This is a genomic window from Saccharothrix sp. NRRL B-16348, from assembly GCF_001280085.1.
GTDB lineage: Bacteria > Actinomycetota > Actinomycetes > Mycobacteriales > Pseudonocardiaceae > Actinosynnema.
Map to the genome: position 1 here is coordinate 22,190 of NZ_LGED01000228.1, position 21,249 is coordinate 43,438.

A 21,249-nucleotide genomic window follows, 5' to 3' on the forward strand; every position below is an offset into this window, starting at 1 on the left:
CTCAGGAACCTCACTGCGGGCTGACGTCGGTGCAGTGGACCTTCGCGTCCGGCAGCCGACCGGTGGTCAGGAACGTCACCGTCGCCTCGTCCACGCACGTGGAGCCCTGGTGGTAGACGTAGTGCCCGCCGTTCTCCGCGCCGACGAAAGCCGCGCGCTCGCCGAGGACCTCGTACAACCCGAGGCCGTCCTCCCATGGTGTGGCGTTGTCCCTGCGGTTCTGCAGGATCAGCGTGTTGCGCGGCCCCTTGTCCGTCACGCGGACGGGCTCTTCGACGGGCTTTGGCCAGAACGCGCACGCCCAGATGTTGGCAGGCATGCCCGCGGTGAGCGGCCAGGCCGCGCGGTCCTCGGCGGTGCGGCGGGCGTACTCGTCGACGTCTTCGGACCACGGCGCGTCACCGCAGGTCAGCGCCAGGAACATGGTGGCCTGGTTGTCGGCCGGCACGCCCGGGGTCGGCGGCGGCGCGGCGAACACCTGCTGCAGCACCTGGCCGTCCGCCTCGGTGAGCACGCCGTCGGCCAGCCCGACGGCGGCCTTCCAGAACTGCGCGAGGACCGGGAGGTTCTCGTTGTTCAGCAGGAGGCTGTAGGTGACGGTGCGCAGCATCGAACCCGTCAGTGCCAGCGGGGTGCCGGGGACGGGCGCGGGGGTGCGGTCGAGGCTGTCGGCGAGCGCGAGGTACTTCCGGGTCACCTCGTCGACGGTGCCGCCCAGTCCGAGCGTGGCGTGCTGCGCCGCGGCGACCCTCGCCGCGTCGGGGAACCGTTCCGACATGGCCTTGCCCCAGTTGTCGGTCGCGTTGGCCCAGACCTTCGTGGGGTCGACGTTGCCCTCGAGGACCACCCGGTCGGCGTGCTCCGGGAACAGCGACTCGTAGACGGCGCCGAGGTACGTGCCGTAGGACTGGCCCCAGTAGGAGATCTTCTTCTCACCGAGCGCCGTGCGGATGCGGTCCATGTCGCGGGCCGTGTTGGCGGTGGTGAAGTGCCGCAGCTTCTCGCCGGCGTTCGTCGTGCACCGTTCGGCGCTGGCACGGGCGTGCTCGACGTTCGCGGTGATCGAGCCGTCCGCGGCCGGGTACGGGAAGAGGCCGGCGAGCGACGGGTCGTCGAGGCCGCAGCTCTGCGGGGTGCTGTGCTCGACGCCGCGCGGGTCGAAGCCGATCAGGTCGTAGGCCGCCAACACCGACGGCGGCAGGGTCGGTGCCACGACACCCGGTGTGCCCAGGCCGGGCAACGCCGGGCCGCCCGGGTTCAGCAGCAGGACACCGCGGCGGTCGTGGGACTTCGCCGCCGACAGCTTCGAGACGGCCACCTCGATCTTCTCGCCACCGGGGTTCCGGTAGTCGAGCGGGACCTCCACCGTTCCGCAGGTGAGCCGGGAGTCGCGACTGGCGCCCTCGGCCAACGCCGGGCACGTGCCCCACGTGATATGCGGCGTGGCGGCCGCCTCGGTGGCGACCGGTGGTGCGTCCTCGCTCGTCGTGCCTCCGTCCGCGGCGGCGTCACAGGCGGCCACCGCGGCGACGGTGAGCGCCACCGCGGCCACCACCCTGGTGAACCTCCAGGGGATACCGGCTCCCGTCGACCGTTGCATCGTCTTCAACGCCCTTGCCCTCCAGTTCTCGGCCTGCCGCGACGAACTGACGTCGCCACCGAAACCTATGAGAGCCCGCGGTGCCACGAATCCCCTTGGTGTGGACACCTTTCTGTAGTCCTCACGGGGGACAGCGACCGTCGGTCATCCCACCGGGAACCCGACCGTCACCGGGAAGCGCAGGTGAACGAATCCGCGTTGTCGACGTCGCCGGACCCCTTGTACTTCGGCCAACTCGGGAAGACGCACAGCGGCCTCGTCCGGCCGGGAACGCCGGCGTCGTCGGTCGCCACGATGGTGTTCGCCGGATCGGCGCCCTTCTCCACCCAGTTCTCGATCGTCGCCAGCTGGTCCCACTCCGGCTGGAAAGTCGACGAAGGTCCGTGCTGGGCGCCGGGGACCTCGTAGTAGCGAACGAACGAGTCCACTCGCGCAGGCCCCATCGCGGCCTGCACGCGCGAGTAGTAGTGCATGCTCGTCCTCGCCGCCGGCTCGGCACTGCCCGTCCAGAGGAGGAGTTTCCCTCCTCGCTCCTGGAAAGGCGACAGGTCGGCGATGTTGGAGAAGAGCCCCGAATTGGCCTCGATCCGCGAAGCCATCCCGCTTCCGCTCGCCAAGTCCATCGCCAGGGTGTCGAAGTTCGGATCACCCACGATCATGTGGCGGACGACGCCGTCGGCCTGCGACAGGCCCGGGGGCATCTGCGGGGTCGGCGGGAAAGCGGGCGGCGTCGAGCCGTACACGCCGAGCTGGGTCAGCAGTTCCTTGTGGACGGCGTCGGGCACTCCCCCGCCTTGGTCGGCGAGGTAGATCGGGTAGCCGGGGAGGCTCGACTCGCCCGTGCCGATCACGTAGGACAAGGACTTGGGGTCGTTGATCCGCTTCAGCGCGGCGAGCTGGACGTCGGACAGGCAGTCGTTGCCCGTGTCCTCTCCCCGCGGACACCTCAACGTGGTCGGGACGAACCGGGCCTCGCAGGTGCGGGGGTTGCCGATGATGCCGTCCTCCACGCCGTCCAGCGCATCGCACGTCCTCATCACCCCGGCGTGGAGGGTGTGGCGCTTGGCCTCGTTCAGCCAGGCACCCGGCACGGCCACCGCCTGGGCCGCGTTGAGCATGCCGAGCGCCACTGCGGTGACGTTCCAGCCCGGTGCGCCGGCGACCACGCCGTCCCAGTCGGCCGGCCAGCGCTGTGCGGCGGCCAACGCCTCGCCGCCGCCCTTCGAGTAGCCGAGGAAGTAGGACTTGGCGGGCGCGCGACCGTAGCGGGAGTGGATCAACTTCACCGCGACGTCGCGCGTCTTCTTCAGGGCGTCGCCGGCGTAGTTCTTGAGGGCTTCCTGGTTGGCGCCGAAGGCCGCGGGGTGTTCCCCGTTCTTGTTCTGGTGTCCGGAGTCGCTGGAGAACACCGCGTACCCCCGGCTGAGCGGCAGTGGCTTCTTCTGGGCGCCCCAGAGGTTCGACGCGTTCGTGAGCGGCGGGATGGACCCGTTCAGGCCGGCACCGCCGAGCATCGTGGCCTTGCCGTTCCACTGCTCCGGGAGCGCCAGTTGGAACTTGATGTTCGGCGCGGCCGGATCAACCGGTTTGACGTCCCCGGAAACCAGGCAGTGGGCGCCGTAGGCCTGCTCCCCGCTGCCGCCGGCGCTCGCGGGGACCGCTGAGGACACGGTGGCGCCGCCGGTGGGCAGGCCGATGGCGTCGGCCGCGATCTCAACGCCGGTCAGAGCGGAGCACTTCTTCGTCGCGGCGGCGTTCACCTCGCTGCTGAAGACGTAGGGCGCGGCCGCTCCGGCGGTGACCGCGGTGAGCACGAGTGCTGTGGTCAGTGCGATGGACGATCTGTTCCTGAAAGAAGCGGGCATGTGCGTCCTGTTCCACCACGGGTCTGTTGCGATCAGCGGGCGCACGTGTTCTGACAGTTCCCGCCTAGTTGGCACTCTATGCCAGGTTGGATGTGACCGTCAACGACAGTGGGCATGAGTCGACCCGGGGACTCGTTTTGTCGGGGACGAGCGAAGGTCTCGTCGAATATCAGCCGCGGACGGCGGCGAGCATCTCGTCGTACAGGGCGAACGGGTCCGCCTTGCCGGCCTGGCGCACCCACAGTTCCGACGCGGCGTCGACGCACGCGAACACCGTGGCGATGATGCCCACCGCGCGCGGGTCGGGTGTCGGACCGGACTCGATGCCCAGCCGGGCCTCGATCACGGGCACCAGCGCGGCCTGCCACTTCAACCGCTTCTCGTGGTACCGCGAGCGCAACGGCGGGTTGTCGAAGATCAGCGTGGTGATCTCCAGGACCTGTTCCGAGGTGTGCTTCGCCGAGGAGATGGCGGCGAACCCGGCGCGCAGCGCGTCCCACGGCGACAAGTCGGCGGGCTGGGCCTCGACGCTGCTGACCAGCAGCTGCCCGAGGCCGTCCTGGTCACCGCAGACCAGGTCCTCCTTGGTGCCGAAGTAGCGGAAGAGCGAGCGCTGCGACACACCCGCCTGCTTGGCGATCTGGCCGACGGTCACGGATTCGTAGCCGTGCTCGGCGAACAACGCCAATGCGGTGTCGACGATCCCCGCGACGACAGCCTGTCGCGACCGGTCCCACAGCGTGGTCGGCTGGCGCGGTGTGTCCATTGCTCTCAATCGCGGTTCACGGCAGCGGCGGCAGCCCCTGTCCGGCTCGTCCGGGTCGAGTACATGATGTCCCGATCGACGGTTGAAGTCGAACGCGCGGAGGTCTCGTGCCTCGGTGGACAAGTGCAGAGCGCCGGCACTTTCGCGCACACCCTAGTGCCGACGGCGGTCAAGCCGACCGTTCCGCACCACGATGGGCCCGCCACGGTGTCGGCGGCGCTCGACCGGACCGGGTGGCGGTCGGTCCACGGCGTGAACTACGCCTACTCCGGTGCGAACTGGCAGCCGTTGTCCGCCGACCGGAACGGCAACCCCGTGCTTCCCCGCCTGGGTGTCCGGGCACGCCACGTTCGCCGGGGCATGGGCCGGGGTGATGCGGCGGTACTTCGGCACCGACCAGATCGGCGCGACGTCCACCACCGTCGTCGAGCTGACCACCGAGGACCCGCACGCGACGAGCGTGTCGGGCGTGTCGGGCGGCGGGTTCAAGACCCGGACGTTCACCACGTTCAGCCAAGCCGCCCGGGAGAACGCGCTGAGCCGCCTGTACCTGGGCGTGCACTTCCGGTTCGACGGCGACCGCGACGGCCTGGCGCTCGGCGACCACGTGGCCGCCGCGGTGACCGCGTCGCCGGGCCTCACCAACGGCCTCGGCCCCACCGGCGTGGTCTGGCGCGAGGAGCAGCACGTCTTCACCCGCGGCCAGAACGGGACGTTGGAGCACTACCGGTTCGCGCCCGGCGCCGGAGTGAGCCACGACAGATGGGGTGGGTACTTCGTGGGCAACCCGAGCGGGTTCGCCTCGGCCAGCGGTGGTGTCGACCGACAGCTCCACGTCATGGCCCGAGACGGCGAAGGCAAAGTCCAGCACTACTGGTGGGACGTCAACGTTCCCAGCACCATCCACCGAGATCCCTGGGCGGGCCCGGCGATCGTCAGCGACCCCACCGGTTTCGAGTGACGCACGCAGCAACACGTCTTCGGGCGCGGCCACAACGGTGCCTTGGAACACTGGTGGTACGCACCCGCCGCCGGCATCACCCGCGACACGTGGGGCACAGCCTGACCACTCACGTTGACCGAACCGAATAGCGGTACCGCGGTGGGCGGGGGAAAGTCAACGGGTCACTGAGCTGCGTGCTCGACCTCGAAGAACGAATCAAGATCACAAAAGAATGTCTCCTCGTGATCCGATTACGCCGGGCGGCCATCACGACTGAATCGCAGTCAGTAGACCGCACGTTCCTTGCTGATAGCTTCCAGGGCACCTGTCCGTTCAAGGCGCTTCCTGAACTCCAGAACCTCGGAGCCCGGCGGCACGCCATCCCCCTCAGGATCAAGCAGGGACAGGATCAGGCCCCCGTTGGACGTCTCGCGCGACGACGCGCCGAAGTCTCCGCCTACGACGTGCTCCGCTCGCCGCGGCGACAGGTACTGGGCGTACCCCACGTACACCGTGCCGGGAGGAGCCGGGCGTTGCAGCGACCTCAACTCCGAGTTCCCGGCGAAACCCCAATCGGGCTCCCAGCACTCCGCCACGCAACCCAGGACGTCGACAACCGAACCATAGAAGCCGGCGTCAGCCCCGGACCCGGTCTTCCCGAGCCGCAACACCAGCGCATTCGGCCCGCCACGAGGACTGTAGTTACCGACGACCGCTCGGAGGTGGGTTTCACGAGGGCCGGAACCCGAACCCCAGCAGACCAGTTGGAACCCCAGCTCTTCGAACACCGTCGCCCCGTCACGGTTCCGGCCCGCCTCGACCAGCTCGACGAGGTCGGCCGTGTCGAGGTCGAGTCGGAGCGGCCGATAATCCGCCACACCCGGGTCGTCGACGTACCACGTGTCGAACATCGCCGGACTCACCGCAGTCAGTCCCCGGAGGAATCGCCGCAGCCGATCAGCGATCTGCTCCGCCGTCTCCTGGCGTGCGCCCCAGTACGCGCAACAGGTCAACGCTTCGGCCACAGCGGCCCTACCTCACAGACGTTTCGAATCGGCGTCAGGCGCCGAAGCCCCGGATGAACAGGGTAGAGCGAGGCGCCCAAGGGTCGATCACCAGGTACACCGTCCCCGTCCGGCCACTCTTCTCGTAGTTGTCGCAACTCTTGAGACCTCGACGGCCAAGCCGCACGACGACAGTTCAAGCTCGAACGTTATGGCGCGCACGAATCTCTGTATGGCGGTCTCCTGACGCCGCACGCTCCAAACGCTTGGACGAGTTCGTCGTCCGACGACAACTCGATCACGCGTAAAGACCTGGCAGACAGGAGACCCGCCACATCGAGCGCGCGGAGTACCGCATGGCCAATGGCCGCATAACGGTTCACCGATAGAGCGGGTGGCAGCTTGAGCATGCTGCTGCGATGGTCCATGCCGCCCGACTGTGGCACTGGACCGCAGTCCCAGCAAGGCATTGGACCACCGGGGCGGGATAGCCCGTCCGCGCGCCAACCTGACCGGCTTCCGACCCGACGACCCGATCCGGGTTGGACAGCCGGACCGTCTCGCGGCACTAGCTTCAGCAGCGCGACGACCGCGAGCAGGCGGTCACGTTGAACATTCCCTGGAGTACGACCTCGACCCCCATACCGTCGGACGACGCTCCTGGACTGCCATAGCGCTCGGCAAGAGCGAGCGCGTCGGTCTCCGCCGGACACTCGCCTCCGACAACCACCGGCTCACCCTGTGAGTGCCGGAGCTCAGCAACCCGCGGATCGGCATCAGGACGCTGTTACCCGATGGCGTTCGGTCACTCGACCTCGGTGTCGATCGAGCGCCAGGTGAACGGGATGTCCCATCGGTGATCGCCTTGCCGCCAGGCTTCAAACGCCGTGTAGACCTTCTCCGGCGACACCGTCAAAGTCTGATAGTGCTCCGATGGCGAGCCCGCGCGGTGTTCGAGTTGATAGATCCCATCCGGACGCTGCCACACCTGGATGTAGACGTCCTCCCGCTCCGCCGACAGGACCAGGACACTGTCCCTGGCCATGGCGAGCACAGCCGCCTCAATCCGGCTGCGGCCCGGGTTCTTCACGCGCCTGACCCGATCGCCATCGAGGAACGTCGCATCACCCTCTGGCACAACGCCTCCAGCCATCCGCACGTCCAGACCAGGTCGATCATGCCGCTCGACACCACCGCCGCGGTACGTCCGCCGTGATCGCCATGCACGCGACGCGGCCCGGATCACCTCCACAGGTGACCCGGGCCGCGTCGTTGTCACGCTCTAGGGGTTCGGGCTCTCCATCCGGCTGATGATCGCGTTGGCCGCCTGCTGCTGCCGTGCTTCACCGGCGACGCCCGCCACTCCCCCCATCATCGTGTTGATGAACGCGTCGCGGGACATCCTCGGGGTCAGCTTCTCCCGTTGGGCGCGACTGGAGAGCACGTCGTACAGGCCGCCGAGGTATTGCCGGTACTGGCCCGGGTTGAGGTTCGGGTTGTCCGGCTGGTGGCCGCCGTCCGCCGTGGCCGCGTGGCCGAGCGGGAGGCTGAACATGCACGGGCAGTTCGGGTCCGGCGGGATGGTCACCGGGGTCGTCAGGGTGCCTCTCGGGCCGGCCTGCATGAAGACGGTGCGGGGTCGGGCGGACGTGGGGTCGACGTGGGCGAACGAGTCGCCGAACGAGTGCAGGATGTTCTCCTGCTCCTGGGTGAACTGGCCGGTCAACGGCATGTTGTCCACCACCTGCTGGAACCGTTGCCGTGCGGCGGCCTGGGTCTGTGCGGCGCTGCCGCCGGTCAGCAGGTGGATGCGTCGCGAGTCGGCGTTGGCGTAGCCGGGCACGAGGGAGCCCAGGATGGAGCTGCCGTGCGTGGCGCTGCGGTCGTCGGTGTCGGGCGCCCAGGCCGCGTTGCCGATCGCGCGGGCCACCGTCGGGGAGAAGCCGACGGCCAGGGCGGCGGCCTGCGGGGTCAGCTGGTGGCCGACGATGCCCCACATCCCGTTCGGGTCGCGGTAGGTGATCGGGTTGTTCTGCGCGTAGCTGTAGAGGGCGAGGTTGGCGCTGTTGTAGACGCCGTCGTTCGGGCTTCCGCCCAGGTAGGACCCGAGGACCGGGTCGGGCGACTGCCAGACGCTGGTTCGCGGGTTGTAGTAGCGGGCGCCGTAGTAGTAGAGGCCGGTCTCCTCGTCGAGCTCCTTGCCGCCGTACTGGTACGGCACCGGCGTCGGCTGGCCGGGATGTTCGTTGACCCAGGTCTCGCCGGACGCGAAGTACTCGATGTGCTCGGTCAGGCCCGCGTGCTCGTCGGTGACGTAGCCGGAGGAGCCGAGGTGGTCGCCGTGGAAGTAGAAGACGTGGTTCTCGTACGTGGTGTCGGGTTTGACGGTCTTGGTGAGCAGCCGGGTCTCGCCCACGAAGATGTGCTTGAACCCGGTCCCGTTGCGCTCGCTGAAACCGCGGTTGGGGTAGATGTGCTGCGGGCCGGCGATCTTGACGACCCGGGTTCCCTGGTCGTCGTAGTAGTAGCGGACCGTGGCGGGCTGGTTGGGGCTGGTGCAGGTGCTCGGGTCCTGCGCGATGGTCTGGTTGCGGTTGTGGTCCTGGTTGCAGGCCAGGCGGTTCTCCTCGTCCCACACGAGCTGCCTGCGCTTGCCCGGTGCGGGCGGGATGGTGTTGACGGTGTCGACCAGGTTGCCGTTGGGGTCGTAGGCCTGGTTGATCGGCCCGATCCTGCTCGGCGCGTGCGGGCCGCTGCCGGTGAAGGCGTAGTCGTACCCGTAGCTGGTCTTGCGCTGCGGCTGCACGTTCGCCTGCGTGTCCGCGGCGGGGGCCGAGAGCGTCCCCACGTCGGCGACGCGGAGCTGCGTGCCCGACAGTTGGCTGCCCAGCGGGTCGACGAGCGGCTCGTCCTCGGGCTCCTCGATCACCCCGAGCGGCGGGTACAGCTGCTCCGGCGGCACGGGATCGGTGACCGGGTCGGTCGTCGGCTCGTCCAGCACGGCGATCGGCGAGCTGTCGGCGACCGGTGCGGCCACCGCCGAAGCCGAGAAGTCACCCGCCGAACTCGCCGACGCCATCGAGGTGTCCGGGTTGACCACGATCTCGTGCCGCTGGTCCTTCGTCAGCACGTTGTGGATCGAGTCGTAGGACATCTCCAGGGAGTAGCGGTCGAGCTTGTTGTCGGCGTACGTGTACTCACCGCGTGCCGAGGTCAGCCGGTACAGGTCGTCGTAGGTGTAGGTCTGGGTGCTCGGCCCGCCGATCGGCTTGCCGTGCGGCAGCGCCACCTGGTTGCGCAGTTGCAGGATGTTGCCGACGTTGTCGTAGCTGTAGCTGATGTCCTGGAACCGGTGCCCGTCGGGCAGCTGCGCTTGCAGGGTGGTGAGCTGCCGGTCCGCCGCGTCGTAGGTGTACGTGGTGCGCACGTCGGTGCCGGTGTCGGTGAGCAGCTTCTGGTTGAACTTGTCGTAGTCCTGGCGCGCCAGGTAGGTGTAGTCGAACCCGCCCTTGCGGCCGGTGGCGCGGTCGACCATGCCGCCGGTGTCGTAGCGGTAGGTCAGGACTTCGCCGTCCGGGTAGGTCATGTCGAGCACCCGGTTGAACGAGTCGTACCGGTAGCTGGTCGTGTAGTCGCGGGCCGGGCCGTTGAGCAGCGCGTCCGGCACGGTCCTGGTCTCGCGGACCAGCTCGCCGAGCGGACCGTAGGCGCGGGTCTCGACGCCCGCCCCGTCGGTCACCCGGATCACCCGGTCCGCCCCGTTGTCGGCCGCGCCGGGTGCTCCGTACGTGTAGGTGACGTTGTTTCCGGTGAACGTCGGGTACCGGACCGCGGCGAGCCGGTTGAACTGGTAGTCGTACTCGATCGCCTTGCCGGCCGCACGCAGCTTCGAGGTGACCTTGTGGGTGACGTTGTCGGCCAGGTCGTAGCGGGTCTCGGTGCGCCCGGCGTCCGGGCTGTCGACGACCGTGCGCCTGCCGAAGTCGTCGTAGGCGGTCGATGTGGTGTTGCCGCGGTCGTCCACCGCCGCGGTGATCTTGCCGAGGGCGTCGTAGCGGTAGCTGGTCCAGATGGTGGGCTGCCCGCCCGCCGGGTTGGCCTCCTTCACCGCCGTGATGAGGTTGCGGACGTCCTGGTAGGTGCGCCGCGCCTTGCCGTTGGCGTCGGTGGTGACCGTCTCGAACTGCGTGACGTCCGCGCGGTCCGGGCCGAACCCGTAGGCGAGCGTGGTGGCCGTCTGGTCCGGCACCACCGTGCGGACCACGCGGTCGAGCACGTCGAAGGTCGTGCGGGTCGGCGCGACGGTGTCGAACGCCGGGTTGAACGCGGTGTTCGCGGGCCCCTTCGGCTCGCTGACGGGGTAGTGCTCCTCGACGGGACGGCCGAGGAAGTCCACCTTCTGCCTGCCCGACACGGTCATCATCGCCTCGGGGGCGTCGCCCGGAGCGGCCGAGACGGAAGCGTCCTTCTTGGTCTGCAGCAGCCGCTTCACACCGTCGGTGAAGGTGATCGTGTCGATCGTGTCGGCGCGCACGCCGTCCGCGGCGCGGTCGACGTGGCGGGTCACCGCGTACGGCACCGGCGCCTCGGGGTGGTACTCGAAGTCGATCGTGTGCCGGTTCTCCGCGAGCTCGTACGGTCCGGTCACGGTGGTCACCCGGCCGACCGCGTCGTAGGTGCGCTGGATCCGCTGGTCGTTCTTGTCGGTCTGGCTGGTGGGCAGGGCCCACCGCAGGTCGTGCGTCGAGGTGGACCGGTAGCCGAAGCTGTCGGTGACCGACTCGACGTGCACGCCGACGACGGTGTCGTAGCCGTAGTCGAGCCGGAACCGCTGCCCGTGCTTGGTCACCGGGTCGGTGACCGAGGCCAGGTTGCCGTTGGGGAAGTACGTCATGTCGGTGACCGCCGCCGAGTTGTCCGCCAGGTACCTGCGCACCTGGGTGACGTCGGCTGTCGTGCAGTCCACAGTGGCCTCACGGCGGCGCAGCAGCGTTCCCGTGCCGCTGGTCTCGCGCAGCGCCGTGCCGACGCCCACGATGTGCCGGTCCCGGCAAGCCGGGATCGCCGAGGAGTAGGCCAGGAGGCTCTCCAGGTCGTCGGCGGCCCCGGTGTCGCCCCGGTCCACGGTGCGGACGGTGTTGCCGTGCTCGTCGTAGGACATCTCCACCGACGTGCTCTTGCCCGCGGTGGCCTGCCCCTCGTAGAAGTTGCGCTCGGTGCGCACCAGTTGCGGGAACACCGTCGCGGTCGGGCTCGCCAGGTCGGCGGTCGCCCCGGTGGCGACGTCGCGCGGCTGGTAGGTGTTGACCACGTCGGAGTACTTGCGGCCCGCCGCGTCGGCCGTGGTCTGCTTGGCGAGCAGACCGCGGGTCGGGTAGCTGTCCGTGCGGAACTCGCCGGTCACCGACCGGTACAGCGCGTCGCCGTTGCCGGCGTCCCGGTCCTCGGTGACGACGGTGCCGTAGCCGTAGAACTCGCGCTCGAACCGGTCGTAGCGGCCGTTGTCGTACCGGAAGGTGGTGAGCCGGGTGTCGGCGCCGTCGCCGGGGTGGCCGTCGTGCAGCGCCGAGCGGGTCAGCACCCAGCGGGACTCGGGCTGGTCGTAGGTGTTGCCGTCACGGGCGTAGTCGAGGTCGATGCGCCCGCCCATCGGCCGGGTGACCGTGCGCAGCAGGTTGGTGCGGCCGGTGCGGTTCTCGGCGACGACCAACTCGTCGTCGCCGGTGGAGCGCACGTGGTCGGCGTAGCCGTCGCCGTTGACGTCGCGCAGGGCCAGCTCGGTGCGGCCGACCCCGGTCGAGGCGTCCGCGCCCGGGTTGAACACGATGCAGCCGAACACGAAGCAGAACCCGAACGTGAAGTACGCCCCGCCCCCGAAGTTGGCGTTGACGTCGGAGTTGAGGCCGTCGAGGCTGCCGCCGAACGGCTTCGGCGGCAGGAAGCCGCTGCCGGTGTTGATCGCCACGGTCACCGGGGAGCCCGCGAACACGCGGTCCACCAGGCCGTCGCCGTTCATGTCCAGCAGCGTGGCGTCCGCGCTGCCGGTGCCGGTGGAGGCGGACACGCCGCCCGCGAAGCCGTAGTAGTCGGTGCTGAAGCCGAGGTTGACGCCCGCGTTCTCGGTCTTGCCGGTGTTGATCGGGCCACCCGGCCACGGCTCGCGCGCGGCGAAGGCGTACCCGAGGTTGAGCGCGGCGTCGCCGTTGGCGTAGACGCGGTCCGGCAGGGCGTCGCCGTTGATGTCGACCAGGTCGTGCTTGGTCTCGGACTCGCCGCCGCCGAGGTTGCCGCCGATGCCCAGCGACGGCATCTCCGACCCGGACCGGTTGGTGTTCGCGGTGCCGCGCCCCGACGGCACGTCGGTGCCGCGCGCGGTGCCGCCGGTGCGCGCCGGGGTGCCCGCGCTGGCCGAGACGGAGTACGCCTGCGTGTCGGACTCGCGGACGTTGCCGCCGACGCTGCCCCTGGTGCCGCCCAGGCCGCCGGTCATGTCGGAGTACTGCACGCCGCCGGAGCCGACCACGTCGGGGTAGCGGTCGCCGTTGAGGTCCAGGAAGTCGACGGTGGACTCGGCCTCGCCCCGGGCCAGGCTGCCGCCCAGCGGCCCGACGCCGAACGTCGTGGAGACCTGCTCGGTGCTGCCGCGCCGCGGCACCGCGGTCGCGCCCGCGAAGTCCGCGTCGCCGACCACGTCGATGGTGTCGGCGCCCAGCCGCGAGCTGGACGCGCCGGCCGCGGCGACCCAGGTGTTGGCGTCGGAGCCTGCCCAGCGCTGCTCGCCGGGCATCGGCGCGAACACCACGATCTTGGGCGTGGCGACGGTCGGGTCGTCGCGGAAGCCCGGCACGTCGTCCTCGGTCGGGCCGTCGGGGAGCTGGTCGCGGAAGTTCTCGTCGATCACCAGGTCGGACTGCACGATCGGCTGGCCGGCGCGGGCGCGGTTGCCCTGGTAGCCGATGGCGGCCCAGCCGCGGTACGGCTGGGCGAACGCGCCCTGCTCCACGGCGGTGTGCACCGCGGTCGGCACGGCGGCGCCGTCGACGGTCGCGCCGTGCGCGGAGACCTGGCCCAGCACCGCCGGGTCGGTGGAGGAGAAGTCGAAGTACAGCTCGTCACCGGCGGCCACCGGCACCGACAGCGCCGGGATCGCGGGCACGACCCCGCCGCTGACCTGCACGACCCGCTTGCCGAGCAGCGCGCCGCGCTTCTTGACGGTGAACACCACCCGCGCGTCGCCCGCGCCGGTCAGCGCCAGGCTGGGCTGCACCGTGACGGTGCCGTCGGCGCTCGCGGTGTGCGACTGCTGCGGCGCGGTCAGCGTGGTCGCCGGGTACACGTCCTGCTCGTACGGCGGGTTGATCACGATCGTCGGCTCGCCCGCCGGGTTGGTCACCGGCACGCCGCCCTCCGCCGCGGTGTAGTGCGCCCGCGGCACCCAGCGCAGCGCGCCCGCGTCGACCGGGGAGTCGATCTGGAGCTTCCAGGCCAGCGTGTCGCCCTGGGTCACCGGCACGTCCAGCGCGATCGGCGTGGTGCCGGTCGTGCCCGCCGGCACGTTCTGGGAGAACACCTCGGTCGAGCCGCGGGTGATGACCACGCGGACGTCGTCGGTCGTCGCGGCGGTCTTGACCAGGTCGCCGGTGAGCCGCAGGGTGCCGGTCAGCGGCGCGACCACCGCGGACGGGCGCCCGGCCAGGGTGAAGTCGCGGGAGGCCAGGAAGCCGACCGCGTCCAGGCCGTTGACGTCGGTGGCGGCGGGCCGTGACGTGTAGGTGACGCGCGGGTCCCAGGCGACCTGGTCGAAGCGGCCGTCGAGCACCGACTGCACCCGGAAGTACAGGGCGTCACCCCGCTGCACGGTGATCGCGCCGACGCCGGTCGGGGCGAACTCGATGTGGTCGGTGGGGCCGATGCGCTGCGACCACAGCTCCGCGTCCTCGTGCTGGATCGCCACCCGCACGCCGTCGGCCTTGCGGTAGGCCGCGCGGGCGGGGCCGGTGTCCTCGACCAGCCGCACCCGGCCGTCGACGGCGACCACGCCGTCGTAGGGCGCGACCCAGCGGCGGACGCCGTCGAGCAGCGGGAACGCGTCGACCTTGCGCTCGAACTCGGCGGTCCGGTCACCGACCACCGGCCCGCTGACCGCGCCGGCCCCGATCGGCGACGGCGTCTCGCCGCTGTCGGCCGTGTAGGTCGGGTTGCCGTTGGCGTCCATCCGCCCGAACAGCACGCCGCCGTTGTTGACCAGGTCGGTGATGCCGTCGCCGTTGACGTCGGCGAAGTAGCGGTCGGAGGTGGTCGTGGTGGAGACGTAGTCCAGCTGGGCGGCCACACCGAAGTAGGACTCGACGCCGACCGTGCCGGAGCTGGACTCCTCCGAGGAGATGCCGGGCAGGCCGGGCAGGCGGATCGGGGTGTCGCCGAAGCGCGGTTCGCCGCCGGGGCCGGACAGGTTCGGTCGGTAGAAGATGCCGTCGCCGGTGCGGAACACCTTGTCCGGCAGGTTGTCGCCGTTGACGTCGGAGAGCGCGAGCAGGCCCTCGCTGGAGCCCTCGCTGTAGCCGACCTTCACGCCTGCCGAGTTCGACTTGGTGATGCCGGCGGGGTTGTAGCCGACGTAGAGGTGCCCGCCGGCGCTGTCGGTCGAGTTGGCCTGCACGGCACTGGCGTCGCCGTCGACGATGCCCGCGGACAGGCCGTCGCCCGGGATGGTCCAGCCGTCCGCCAAGGTGAACGCGTCGTAGTCGCCGCCCGCGTCGCGGATGTCGTCGAAGTAGTCGAACGAGTGCGTGGTGAACAGCGCGTTGTCGGCGTCGAACTGCGACACCGAGCGCAGCAGCGTCTTGGTGAACGCGCCGGTGCCGTAGTTCAGCTCGTAGGCGCGGATGAGCTGATCGTCCAGCTTGACCTCGACCCGGCGCAGCAGGTCGGCGGTGACCTTCTTGAACCCGAGGCGTGCGTCGATCTGCACGTCGGTGCGACGCGGCTCGCCCCGGTCCCGGTCGCGCAGGAAGGTGACGGAGTAGCGCCCCTCGGTGATGCCGCTGCCGGTCCAGGTGATGCGCTGCGGGTACAGGTTCGAGCCGGGGACGCTCGCGTTGGGCACGCCGCCGTCGGCGACCGTGGCGTAGCTGAAGCGCATCAGGTTGCCGTTGGCGTCGCGGACCTCGCGCAGCGCCCACACCGCGATGTTGCCGCGGGCGTCGGTCAGCCGGGTGCCGGGGTCGGCGCCGTAGACGGAGACGCTGCCCTTCTTGTCGGTCACCTCCCACCAGTACTCGCCGGGCGCGGAACCGTGCCGGGTGATCTTGGCGAACCGGCCTTCGACGCGGGTGTGGAACTCCTTCTCCGCGGTCCGCGCGACCGGGGCCGAGCGGTGTGCGAGCGGGGTCAGCTGCTCACCGGCCAGCAGGTAGGTCTCGGTCTCCAGCCCGGCGTCGTAGCGCGGCACGCCCCAGCGGGTCTCGATGGTGATCGCGGGCATCGGCAGGTCCCAGCCGACGCCGAGCCACCCGTTGCCGCCCGCCGAGCTGTACTGCAGGGACAGCGACGGCTCCACCCCCGCGCGTCCCGGTGGGGTCTGCAAGGGGTGGCTCAGCTTCGCGTCGCCGGTGACCGAGGCGCCGGGCGCGCCGACCAGCGCGACGCCCTCCCCCGGGTTCGCGGCCTCCAGGTCCTTGATCTGGTTGGGGTTGAACGAGTCCCCTTCGGGGTGCTCTGGCACGTCGACGGCCGTGCTGCCGCTCGCCAGGGCGGGCGCCCGCGGCGACTGGCTGCCGGGCACCACCACCGCCACCAGCAAGGCTAAGACGAGCAGCACCGACGCGGACTGACGACGACCCCGGACAGGCATGGCGGACCCCTTTGACCTCGGCGCACTGCCGCGGTCATCGAGCCGTTCGCAACGCTCGTTACCCCATCTCGGGAGCCGCCCGGCACATCACCCGAGAAGCGCAACAACCGGCGCGGGGACGCACTGAAAGTTCATTGGGCCAACCTGATCGGCAGCTTTGAAACGCCGATGGCCGCGTGATACGGAGAACGCAATCAACTCGCCTTTAGGCCAAGCGAACCAAGAATAGTCCATTCAGCCGCCGCCCGGCGGGTCAGGGCTTGGGCAGTCCGATGAGCAGGCCGGCGCCGCGGAAGAGTTCGTCGCGGAGCTCGTCGTCGGGTGCGTCGTGGAACTGGCCGATGGGGTCGGTGGCGGCGGCGAACGCCTGTGCCGCGCGTAGCCTGCGGCGCCAGTCGGCATCCGGGCCGGCGAGCAGTGCGATCGCCCGGTCGACGGTGGTGACGACCTTGGCGACGACCTGCGTCGAGTCGTCGGTGTAGACGGACGCGTCCCGCAACAGCAGTCGCATGACGTCGCGGTGGTCGACGATCACGTCGATGCAGCCGCGCAGGACCCGGCGCCGGGTCTCGACGGGATCCCGTTCGACCGCGGCGGCGTCGACGACGGCGGCGAGTTCGTCGATCGGCGCGCTGATCAGGCTGTCCAGGATCTCCGCTTTGCTGGCGAAGTGGTGGTAGAGCGACGGCTTGGCGATCCCGAGCCGTTCGGCGATCTCCCGCATCGTGGCCGCGCGATAGGTGTGCGTGGCGAACAGTTCGCACGCCGTCGCCAGGATCTTCTCGCGGGTGTTCCCCGTGTCCTGCCTGTTCACGGCGCCATCCTAGCCCACTTGCCTACCTTCCGGTCGGTCGACTAGCCTACCGACCGGAAGGTAGGACAATCGGGAGGCGGCAGGAATGGGCATCGACGGTTCGACGGCGCAGGGCTTCGAGGCGGTGCTGGAGAGTTTCGAGCGGAACTTCGTCGACCGGGGGGAAGTCGGCGCGTCGGTCGCGGTGTGGCACCGGGGCCGACCGGTGGTCGACCTGTGGGGCGGGCTCGCCGATCCCGACTCCGGACAGCCGTGGCGGCACGACACGGTCGCCACGATCGCGTCCACGACCAAGGCCTTGGTGGCGATCAGCGTGCTGACCCTGGTCGAGCGCGGCGAACTGGACCTCGACCGCCCGGTCGCGGACTACTGGCCGGCGTTCGCCGCCGAAGGCAAGGCCGGGATCACGCTGCGGATGGTGCTCGCGCACCGTTCCGGCGTGGTGTCGTTGGAGCACAGCCCGGTGACCTATGACGGGCTGGTCCGGGGAACCCCGGTGTTCGACGCGATCGCGTCCGCTCGTCCACAGTGGACCCCAGGTCGCGCGCACGGCTACCACGGGGTGACGTTCGGGCACCTGCTCAGCGCGGTGGTCAGGCAGGTCACCGGCCAGACCGTCGGGTCGTACTTCGCCACCGCGATCGCGGCACCGCTCGGGCTGGACTGCTTCATCGGCCTACCCGAAAGTGAGCTGCACCGGCTGGCCAAGCTCGTGCTGCCGGACAGCGCCGGCGAAGTCGAGCTCGGCAGCCAGGTCCCGGAACTCCGAGCACTGCACGAAGCGCTCGCCGATCCCACGTCCCTGACCTACCGGTCGCTGTACGGCAGCATGCTCATCGGCTGGGAGGAAGCGAGCGATCCGAAGTTCTCCCGGGTCGAGGCGCCGTCCACGGACGGAACCGCGTCCGCCGCCGGCCTGGCGAAGCTCTTCGCGGCGACCATCGGCGAGGTGGACGGCATCCGCCTGTTCGGCCCGGAACTCGCCGAGCAGGCGGCACGAGTCCACTCCAGCGGACGCGACGAGGTGCTGGGCATCCGCTCGGACTGGGGTTTGGGATTCATGGTGCCCGGTGGCCCCTTCGTCCCGAGTGCACTGCCCACCGGCAGCTTCGGGCACGGTGGGGCGACCGGGTCCTACGCGTTCGCCGACCCCGGCGACGAGATCGCGTTCGCCTACACCCCCAACCGGGGCTCCGAACTGCTGGAGGGCAACGACCTGCGGGTGAACGGCCTGGTGGACGCCGTCTACCGGAGCTTGCGCGAATGAGCACCGCGGCCATCCACCACGGCGTCGGGACACCGAGGCGGGACGGCACCACCCTGCGTGCCGACAACAGACGCCAACGACGTGCCACAACGACGCCGTGATCTGGAGCAATCCGGTCGGACGCGGGAGGCGACTCGGTCATACTTGGCGCCGGTCTCGCGACACACACGCCGAGCCGCCCGCCGTGAGGTCACGAGGAGATCAAGTGCGCCTGCCGAACATCGCCGCAGCGACGGCGTTCGCGGTTCTCGCCGGAGTGGTGTCGGTGCCGATGGCGCAAGCCGCGGCCACCACGCTGTACGTGCGCGACATCGCGGCGTGCACCGACGCCGGTGACGGCAGCGCGACCACACCGTTCTGCACGGTGCAGGCGGCGGCCGACGTGGTCGAACCCGGCCAGGTCGTCAACATCACCGGCACGCAGGACGAGACCGTGACCATCACCCGGTCCGGGACCGCCGACGCGCCGATCGTGTTCGAGGGCGGTGCCGTTCGGCGGCCGACGGGCAGCACCGCGCCGACGATCACGGTGCGCGGGGCGCACGACGTGACGCTGCGCGGCCTGACCATCCACGGTGCCACCGCAACCAACGCCGTCGTCATCGACGGCGCCGGCCGGGTCACCCTCGACCGCGGCTCGATCCAACCCGACGCGGACCCCTACAGCGGCGCGGACACGGTGCGCGTCACCGGCGGGTCCACGGCGATCACGGTCAGCCGCACGACCTTCGGCACGCGCGGGCGGGCCGTGTACGCCGACGGCGGGGCCGGTGTCACGGTCACCGGGAACACGATCACCTCGCTCGGCAACTTCGGCGTGATCGCCGAGAGCGTCGACGCCCTCGCCGTCACCGGCAACACGTTCCGCGACTCGTGCCACCGCGCGGTCGTGGTGACCGGCGAGACCACAGGCTCCTCCATCCAGAACAACGTCATCACCGAGGTGCTGTCCTCCACGATCAGCAGCTACTGCCCCAGAGGACCGGTGCACACGATCGAGGTCGACAGCGCGGCGGCGCCCGGTGTCACGCTCGACTACAACATCCCGTTCATCAACGTGAACCTGTACCGGTGGGCGGGGACGGTCTACCAGACCCCCGCCGACCTGCACGCCGCCACCGGGCAGGGCGCCCACGACCTGCACACGGACCCGAACCAGGGCACACCTGCCGTCGACTCCGGCAACGGGGACGCGCCGGGCGTGCTCGACCCGGCCGTCAACGGCCCGCGGGTGGACAACCCGCAGGTGCCCAACACGGGCGCGGGCGCGGTCTCCTACGTCGACCGCGGCGCGCGCGAGCTGCAGGACCAGTTCGTGTCCCGGTCCCTCACCGTGTCCGCGTCGCAGGCGCCGGTCGGTGGCGTCGTCACCGTCAGCAGCTCCCTCGGCTCCCAGTGGAAATCGCCCTTCACCTGCGTGATCGACTTCGGTGACGGCACGACCGTCTCAGGCCCGTGCTCGGCGTCCCACGCCTACGACACGACCGGCGCCTACACCGTCAAGGTGACGGCGACCAGCGAGTCCCTGCTGACCACCGGCGACTCCCGGCCGCTCAAGGTCGTGCCCGCCGGCGGAACGCTGAAGCCCAGCCTCACCGTGACCAGGCGGGGCGGCATGATGGCGTTGTTCGACGCGGACTCCGGCGGCAGCCCGTGGAACATCGCCAGGACCACCTACGACTTCGGTGACGGCGAGACCGAGACCGTGACCGGTGAGGTGTCCCAGCACCTGTACGAGCGGGCCGGCACGTACCAGGTCCGGGCCACCCTCACCGACGCCGGCGGCAACACCGCGACCACGACCACGAGCTTCACCACGCTCGGCTCCGGCTACGTCAAGCACGGACCGACCCGGTTCCTCGACACCAGGACCGGCGTCGGCGCACCCAGCCAGAAGGTCGCGCCGTACAGCACGGTGCGGCTCGCGATCGGCGGTCGCCACGGGATCCCGGCCGATGTGACGGCGGTGGCCATGAACCTCACCGTCACCAACACGACGGCCGACGGGTACCTCACCGCCCATCCCTCCGGTCAGCCGAGGCCCACCGCGTCCGTGGTGGACTTCCGGGCCGGCGGGACCGTGCCCGGGTTGACGACCGTCGCGGTCGGCGGCGGCCACGTCGACCTCTTCAACGGCAGTCCGGGCACCATCGACCTGATCGCCGACGTGACCGGCTACTTCGCGAAGGTCACGACGGCCGAGGGCTTCAACGCCATCGACCCGAGCCGGCTGCTCGACACGCGCGACGGCATCGGAATGGTGTCGCCCCGACCTGTCGTCGCGGGCGAGACGTTCACCCAGCGGGTCGCCGGCCACTACACCGGCAACGTGCCCGACCGCGCGACCGCGGCACTGCTCACCGTCACGGTGGTCGGCCCCCGCGGACCGGGTCACCTGACGCTCTACCCCTCCGGCACGACCAACCCGCAGACGTCGAGCCTCAACTTCTCGGCGGGGCAGACCACCACGAACGCCGTGATCGCCCCCATCGGTGCGGACGGCCACATCAACCTGTACTCGAACGCGACCACGGACGTCGTCATCGACGTCGTCGGCTACTTCTCCCCGTTCGCCAAGAGCTACCTCGTGCCCGTGTCACCAATCCGCGCCGTCGACACCCGCAGCGGCATCGGTGGTCCCGCCGGTGCGCTGCCCGGCAGGTCGAACACCCAGTACACCCTCGACCAAGGCGCTCCGAAGCTCAACTTCGCCCCCACCGCGGTGATCTTCAACGCGAAGGTCGTGAACCCGCAGCGCGACGGCTACCTCACCGCCTCCCACCGTGACCCGGCCTACTTCGAACCAACCGCGACCCTGAACTTCACCCCCGGCGCCGTGACCAACAACCTCGCCGTCACCGCGAGCGTGACGGCCGGGTTCTACAACGGCAGCGACGGCCACCTGGACCTGGTGGTCGACGTGACCGGCTACTTCTACGAGTACTGACAGTCATCGACAGCCCGAGTCGAGCCGGGTCCCTTCGCTCCTCCTCGTCCACTCCTTGACCAGAGCCCACAAGCGCCCCCGCTGTCCGCTCACCGCACGAGACAGACGTGACGGCTGGTACACCAACCTTGGCCAACCGGTTGGGCCGAATCGGTCATCTTGGGAGCGAATCGGCCCGGTGCGTCGTCCC

General features: G+C 70.1%; 10 protein-coding genes and 1 pseudogene. 4 read left to right on the forward strand and 7 right to left on the reverse strand.

Going from position 1 to position 21,249, the window contains the following annotated elements; translation table 11 throughout:
• Positions 1-10: 10 nt before the first annotated feature.
• The 3 genes from ADK67_RS34070 to ADK67_RS34080 form a co-directional block, all read right to left on the reverse strand.
• On the reverse strand, positions 11-1,555 hold the full coding sequence (locus ADK67_RS34070) for an alpha/beta hydrolase (protein WP_231648480.1): 1,545 nt from the start codon (positions 1,553-1,555) through the stop codon (positions 11-13).
• A 212-nt stretch (positions 1,556-1,767) separates the two neighbouring features.
• The gene (locus ADK67_RS34075; protein WP_053720669.1) at positions 1,768-3,414 is read right to left on the reverse strand and encodes a tannase/feruloyl esterase family alpha/beta hydrolase; all 1,647 of its coding nucleotides are present in this window, start codon (positions 3,412-3,414) and stop codon (positions 1,768-1,770) included.
• Between the two features lie 220 nt (positions 3,415-3,634).
• On the reverse strand, positions 3,635-4,231 hold the full coding sequence (locus ADK67_RS34080; RefSeq protein WP_053720670.1) for a TetR/AcrR family transcriptional regulator: 597 nt from the start codon (positions 4,229-4,231) through the stop codon (positions 3,635-3,637).
• Between the two features lie 271 nt (positions 4,232-4,502).
• On the opposite strand from ADK67_RS34080, the gene ADK67_RS51535 reads away from it, so the two are divergent.
• Positions 4,503-5,192, forward strand: a complete 690-nt coding sequence (locus ADK67_RS51535; protein ID WP_157621089.1) for a phosphatase PAP2 family protein — start codon at positions 4,503-4,505, stop codon at positions 5,190-5,192.
• Between the two features lie 18 nt (positions 5,193-5,210).
• A pseudogene (locus ADK67_RS55480) lies at positions 5,211-5,297 on the forward strand (hypothetical protein); the annotation flags it as partial.
• Between the two features lie 161 nt (positions 5,298-5,458).
• On the opposite strand, the gene ADK67_RS34090 reads toward ADK67_RS55480, so the two are convergent.
• The 4 genes from ADK67_RS34090 to ADK67_RS34105 all read right to left on the reverse strand — a co-directional run bounded on the left by ADK67_RS34090 (position 5,459) and on the right by ADK67_RS34105 (position 16,845).
• Positions 5,459-6,199: an Imm52 family immunity protein gene (locus tag ADK67_RS34090; protein WP_053720672.1), complete on the reverse strand. Its 741-nt coding sequence runs from the start codon at positions 6,197-6,199 to the stop codon at positions 5,459-5,461.
• A 784-nt stretch (positions 6,200-6,983) separates the two neighbouring features.
• Entirely contained in the window at positions 6,984-7,316 is a 333-nt protein-coding gene (locus tag ADK67_RS34095; RefSeq protein WP_157621092.1) for a hypothetical protein, read from the reverse strand.
• Positions 7,317-7,460: 144 nt separating this feature from the next.
• Positions 7,461-16,031 (reverse strand): SpvB/TcaC N-terminal domain-containing protein, encoded by an 8,571-nt coding sequence (locus ADK67_RS34100; protein WP_082404244.1) that lies wholly within the window; start codon positions 16,029-16,031, stop codon positions 7,461-7,463.
• Positions 16,032-16,284: 253 nt separating this feature from the next.
• Positions 16,285-16,845: a TetR/AcrR family transcriptional regulator gene (locus ADK67_RS34105; RefSeq protein ID WP_053720675.1), complete on the reverse strand. Its 561-nt coding sequence runs from the start codon at positions 16,843-16,845 to the stop codon at positions 16,285-16,287.
• An 85-nt stretch (positions 16,846-16,930) separates the two neighbouring features.
• On the opposite strand from ADK67_RS34105, the gene ADK67_RS34110 reads away from it, so the two are divergent.
• Both ADK67_RS34110 and ADK67_RS34115 read left to right on the forward strand, forming a co-directional pair.
• Complete coding sequence (locus tag ADK67_RS34110) at positions 16,931-18,112, forward strand: serine hydrolase domain-containing protein (RefSeq protein WP_053720676.1); 1,182 nt, start codon at positions 16,931-16,933, stop codon at positions 18,110-18,112.
• Positions 18,113-18,317: 205 nt separating this feature from the next.
• Positions 18,318-21,059: a PKD domain-containing protein gene (locus tag ADK67_RS34115; protein ID WP_053720677.1), complete on the forward strand. Its 2,742-nt coding sequence runs from the start codon at positions 18,318-18,320 to the stop codon at positions 21,057-21,059.
• The last annotated feature ends 190 nt before the right edge of the window (positions 21,060-21,249 follow it).

Coding starts and splice junctions, on each gene's coding strand:
- ADK67_RS34100 (WP_082404244.1), bottom strand. CDS start 16,031: ATGCCTGTCCGGGGTCGTCGTCAGTCCGCGTCGGTGCTGCTCGTCTTA.
- ADK67_RS34080 (WP_053720670.1), bottom strand. CDS start 4,231: ATGGACACACCGCGCCAGCCGACCACGCTGTGGGACCGGTCGCGACAG.
- ADK67_RS34110 (WP_053720676.1), top strand. CDS start 16,931: ATGGGCATCGACGGTTCGACGGCGCAGGGCTTCGAGGCGGTGCTGGAG.